This window comes from Candidatus Neomarinimicrobiota bacterium (genome assembly GCA_022567655.1).
In the GTDB taxonomy this organism is placed as follows: domain Bacteria; phylum Fidelibacterota; class SORT01; order SORT01; family SORT01; genus JADFGO01.
The window spans coordinates 1-5134 of record JADFGO010000120.1 but is presented as its reverse complement, the minus strand read 5'-3'; the positions used below and the strand labels follow the sequence as shown (position 1 = coordinate 5134).

General features: G+C 46.9%; 4 protein-coding genes. 3 read left to right on the top strand and 1 reads right to left on the bottom strand.

The annotated features are described in order from the left end of the window. Positions 1–157: 157 nt before the first annotated feature. Positions 158–442 (top strand): hypothetical protein, encoded by a 285-nt coding sequence (locus IID12_09710; GenBank protein MCH8289363.1) that lies wholly within the window; start codon positions 158–160, stop codon positions 440–442. An 8-nt stretch (positions 443–450) separates the two neighbouring features. Here IID12_09710 and IID12_09705 read toward each other — a convergent pair whose 3' ends face one another. Beyond that, a complete protein-coding gene (locus IID12_09705) occupies positions 451–1737 on the bottom strand; it encodes a tetratricopeptide repeat protein (GenBank protein MCH8289362.1) in 1287 nt (428 codons plus the stop codon). Between the two features lie 226 nt (positions 1738–1963). On the opposite strand from IID12_09705, the gene IID12_09700 reads away from it, so the two are divergent. Further along, on the top strand, positions 1964–3106 hold the full coding sequence (locus tag IID12_09700; protein ID MCH8289361.1) for a hypothetical protein: 1143 nt from the start codon (positions 1964–1966) through the stop codon (positions 3104–3106). Positions 3107–3624: 518 nt separating this feature from the next. Further along, positions 3625–4983 carry a hypothetical protein gene (locus IID12_09695; GenBank protein MCH8289360.1) on the top strand — a complete coding sequence of 453 codons (1359 nt, stop codon included), beginning with the start codon at positions 3625–3627 and terminating at the stop codon, positions 4981–4983. Positions 4984–5134: the final 151 nt, after the last annotated feature.

Below are 5134 nucleotides of genomic sequence, written 5' to 3'. Positions count from 1 at the left end.
CATCAGTGCGGTCAGGGCAAGCCCTAACCCGCATATTATTGTAGCGGTTAGGGTGTCAAAGACACTATTATTGAAGCCCAATCACGCGCTGAAACAGAAGTGACCACTCACGGAGCTTCTTTCAACATTCCGGTAAAGCCGGGAAGGAGGAAGTTCCATGTCATTGGATTTCATAACAGAGAAACAGAGTTATTCGGCGTTTTTAGAAGAATCAGAGGCAACAGCCAAACTTTACAAGCTGATGATAAAAAATCTTTGCGAGTTCATCGTCAATTCACGTAAACTTACCGAGCGGCAGGTGGAGATATTTCTGCTGCGCGCGAAGGGATTCACGTTCGAGGAGATAGGCAACATGCTCGGCATCAGGAAGCAGACGGTGCATGAATCGTGCATGAAGACGATCCAACTGCTTAAACTCCCGGAGGATGGTGGAACGGAGTAAGGAAAATTTTACTTTAATTCGATTATCATGAATATCCACCATAAGATATCTTGATCGTAAAAAGCACCAGGAAAGAACACCAAGATATCAACGATGTCTCCCGGTTGCTTATCATACTTAAAGATATCTGCTACTAAAGGCGGAACAGGCATCCAGTATTCCCCGTTTTCGTTCTTGACCAACATTTCGTCTTGGTATTGCTCTATAAACTGATTGGGAATGAGATCCATTTTTCCGATTGCTTGCAACAATATTTTTGAAGGCTCTTTCGTTGGACGAAAGGAGCCAGTATATTCAACTGAGAACTTGTACGGTTTTTCACTAAATTTAGTATTGATATGTACACAGACCGGATCAGCACATTTCTGCATATAATCAAAGACTATTTTTATGCTGTCAATATAAGAATAGCCGTACTTGCTCCATGCATAATCTTTCTCCTCGTCTATCAAGAATTGAATTTCATCCATTTTATTTCTCCATTTGGCGGTATCATCATTCTCTCCTAACATTATTGAAATAAGTAGTAATGTTGCATATTGGCCTGAAATAAAGTTGTTTCTTCGTAAAGCTCCGACCGAAGAATCGGGTATAGAATAAATTAATGATTCCGCTACATCCAAAACAAAATCGGAGAGTTTATTGTAGCGCTCTTTTGCTAATTTGTATTCTCCTTTCGAGTAGCTGTAATAGACCAAATCGGAATAAAAATTAATCAAAACCGTGTTGTCAACACCGGTGTTTTCAGTTAAGTACGATATGATCTGATTGGTATACTCCTCTGCTTTAGCGTAATCTTCTCTCTCGGACTCCAAATCTGCCAAACGCATTAGGGGAGCCACAAATTTAAGAGGATTGACGCTGGGTAGCTTTTGATGAATTGCGATTATTTGCTTAAAAATAGCTTCAGCAGTGTCTATTTTATCCTGCTTCAATGATATCATCGCTTTTAAGTAAAGAGGATCAACAATATAGAGATGCTCATTTCCGTATTTTTTTTCGACCAGTGAGACCGACTGATAGATTTTCTCAGAAGCTTCTTCGAATTCCTCCCGTTGCCAAAGTTGAACCGCTTTATTATATATTTTCCTCCATTCTTCATTGAGTGAATCATGAATTTCAATTATGTCTGAATTCGGAATTGTGGATAATTTATACTGCTTTGTAGGGCGGTTTTTCGGCTTTTCAGGAACCATAGTATCGGATGGAACTTCATCCCTATCTGAAAAATAACTAATTGAAGCGAAGATTATTATCAATACGATAAGAATTGAGAAGAATACTGGTTTGTTCATAAGCAGAGTATCCGGCTTGATTAATGATATAACATGATACGGAATATTATCATAAAAAACCAGAGAGTTTGAATCCTGCCCCGTACATCGAACCTACATCCCCTGACGGGACTCTTTATTTTAGGGGGTCAGAGGAGAATTCGGAGAGAATATCAAGTCATATTACGAACCGCATCCGGGGCAGAGGCGACTAAGAAAGTCAAAAGCCCGGTTTCGTGTCGCCGTTATGGGAAGGCGGTGGGGGAAGACGACTTTCGCGGTGCATGAACTCGCCGAAGCCGCGCTCGAAAAAGAGGGCGTTTACTGGTGGGTCGGTCCCGATTATGAGGCGGTCGACAAGGGGTGGTGGATCTTGATGGGCGCGCTCCCCGAAGAATTGATCTCGAAACAGAGAGCAGGCAAACCGAAGATCATCGAATTCGAGAACGGGAGCCGTATCTATTTCCGCACTGCGAGTAACCCGAACAGCCTAAGAGGCGAGGGACTATCCGGACTCGTGATGGACGAAGCGGCGCAGATAGACTCGAAGGCATGGGATTATGTCCTCAAACCCTCGTTAGTTGACCACAAGGGATGGGCGCTCTTCATCGGCACTCCTATGGGGAGGCAGAGCTGGTTCAACGAGCTCTATCTGCACGGCATGTCGGAAGATGACGAGTGGTCCGACTGGGAGAGTTTCAATTCTCCTTCATCCGAAAATCCATATCTTGATAAGAACGAACTTGAACGAACGAAAAAACAGATGTCCGACGATGTTTTCAGGCAGGAGTTTATGGCGGAATTTTTGGAGGATGCGGGCAGAGTCTTTCGCAATCTGAAAGAGAGCGTGAAGGGCGATTACGAAAAATATGAGTTCGGCAAGAAATATGTCATGGGTGTCGATCTCGCCAAGCATGAGGATTATACGGTCATCAGCGTGCTCAATCATTCGGGGCATCTCGTCTTTTTCGACCGGTTCAACAAACTCGACTACACTTTCCAGAAGCGGCGGATAGTCAGCACGGCAAGGCGTTACGACGCTCAGGTTCTGATCGACGCAACGGGTGTCGGCGACCCTATTTTTGACGATCTCAGACAGGAGATACGTGTTCTGCCATACCGTTTCACTAACAAATCTAAACGGGAACTGATAATGAACCTCTCGCTCGGTTTTGATAAACGGGTCATCACTTTCCCGGAAAATATCGAACTCATCACCGAGCTAGAGAAGTTCGGCTATCAAATCTCTCCAAACGGAAATGTCATCTACGCCGCTACGGCGGGTTTCCATGAGGACTGCGTCATATCGCTCGCCTTAGCGTTCTGGCAGCTCCAGCATCGCTGGAGCGTTCGGCATAAAGGGAGTGAGGTGGCGAGTGTGATTTATTGAGGGAGGTCAATTCCCCTCTATCAAGAGGGGTAGCCGATCCTTAAGAAATCTTATAGCAAGAGGCTGGGGTGTGTAAAGAGTAATAAACGAAGAATTAAATGTAATTTACGAACGTTAGTTTCTGACACACCCCGTCTTAGATAATCTTTGATTATCTAATCCACCCCTCTCAAGAGGGGAATTTTTTATGTGGTCAGGATGAATCCTGACTCGCACGAATAAAATAAGAACATCTTGGCGGTTAGGGCAAGCCCTGACTCGCATGTTTCCCTCTCCCCTTGAGGGGAGTACTCCGTAGGAGGGAGGGGTGTAATTGTTTGGTTCTCTCAATTAATAATTAAGCAGGCTATAAGTCACACCCTCCGCCCTTCGGGCACCTCCCTCAAGGGAGGAGGGTAGATTCTCGGAAAGGAATCGGCACCCTGACAAAATAGTACTATTTTGAGGGAAGAAAACCACCCCTTAATCCCCTCCTTAAGAAGGAGGGGATATTAAACGACACTCCAAAGAGGAATCAGATGGCTATGAGCAGAGCGGCATTGAAAAAGAGACATGGGGATTATGAAGCGAGCAAGGGGCTGTGGGATTTCTTCTATCAGTCGTACGAGGGTGGCGCGAATTACATCGAGGGCGGCAACCTCATTCAGCATCCACGTGAGGACACGACAGTTTACAACCGGAGGAAAGAGCGGGCATATTATGTCAACTACTGCGGCGCGATAATCGACACTTACATCGCTCATCTGAATAAACAGGCGCCTATCGTCAGCGTACCGAAGCCGGCGGGTGCGTGGGCTGAATTCAGCAAGGACGTGAACAGGCGAAGCGATTCGTTGATGGAGTTCCGCAGAGAGGTGCAGGTAGCGGCGATGGTGCTCGGACAGACGTTCATTGTTGTTGATAAGCCTGACAGCGATGCTGTTTCCTTAGCCGAAGAGATCGAATCCGGCACGCCGTTCTTTTCGCATTACTATCCTTGGGACGTAGTCGATTGGGACTTGGACGAGTTCGGAAAGCTGCAGTGGGTAAAGCTGTTGGAGGTTGACAAACGCGTGCCGTCCAATCCGTTCGAGAAGCAGACGGGGAACAATGTCCTATATAAAATTTGGCAGCGGGACAGCTGGACCCTCCTCGATTCTGACGGAAAGGTCGTCAGCACTGGAGAAAACCCGCTCGGCGAGGTGCCGATAGTTCCCGTCCTCAACAGGAAGAAGTTAGGCAAGAGCATGATGGGCATCAGCGCGCTCAACGATATCGCTTATCTGAACAAACGGATATTCAATCTCGGCTCGCTGATAGACCAGTTCGCGTTCAGCGCGGCATTTCCGATGCTGCGGAATCCGCAAGTACCCGGCGGAGAGAGCGGGGATATTTCGGTCTCCGAACGAACGATATTCGAATATCCCGACACGGCGAACCATCCGCCCGAATGGATGAGTCCGCCGACCGAACCGCTGAAATTCCTGTCTGAAGAGATAGCGACAACGGTCAAGGAGATTCAACGGATCGCGCGGCTTGAAGCGGGATTTGACGTAAAACCGGCTCAGGCTCAAAGCGGGATCAGCAAGGCGTTCGATTGGCTCTCCACCGCAACCGTTCTCGCCGAGAAGGCGGATAACTTCGAGGAGGCGGAACGAAACGCCATCCGCCTCTGGCTAAAATGGCAGGGGTTGGAAGATGTTCCTTTCACGGTCGACTACCCTGACGAGTTCGACGTGAAATCTCTGGAGAAAGAGATAGAAGACGCCGTGAAACTCAAAAGCCTGCAGATCTCCCCGACGTTCGAAGCTGAACTGATGAAACGACTCGCCAAAAAAGCGCTGCCGAAACTGACAGACGAAAAAACCAATGACATCGAGGAAGAGATAACAGGGTAGGGGGTGTCACAGAAACTTCTTTACAATGTCTAAATCTTGACACACCCCGTCTTTTGGCTTCGCCAAAATCCACCCCTCTTATTAGAGGGGAATTATCGGACTATTTCTCAATTATTAACCACCCCTTTATCCCCTCCTTTGGAAGGAGGGG

Excerpts from the sequence above, each read along its gene's own strand:
- IID12_09710 (MCH8289363.1), top strand. The coding sequence starts at position 158 with ATGTCATTGGATTTCATAACAGAGAAACAGAGTTATTCGGCGTTTTTA.
- IID12_09705 (MCH8289362.1), bottom strand. The coding sequence starts at position 1,737 with ATGAACAAACCAGTATTCTTCTCAATTCTTATCGTATTGATAATAATC.
- IID12_09700 (MCH8289361.1), top strand. The coding sequence starts at position 1,964 with ATGGGAAGGCGGTGGGGGAAGACGACTTTCGCGGTGCATGAACTCGCC.
- IID12_09695 (MCH8289360.1), top strand. The coding sequence starts at position 3,625 with ATGGCTATGAGCAGAGCGGCATTGAAAAAGAGACATGGGGATTATGAA.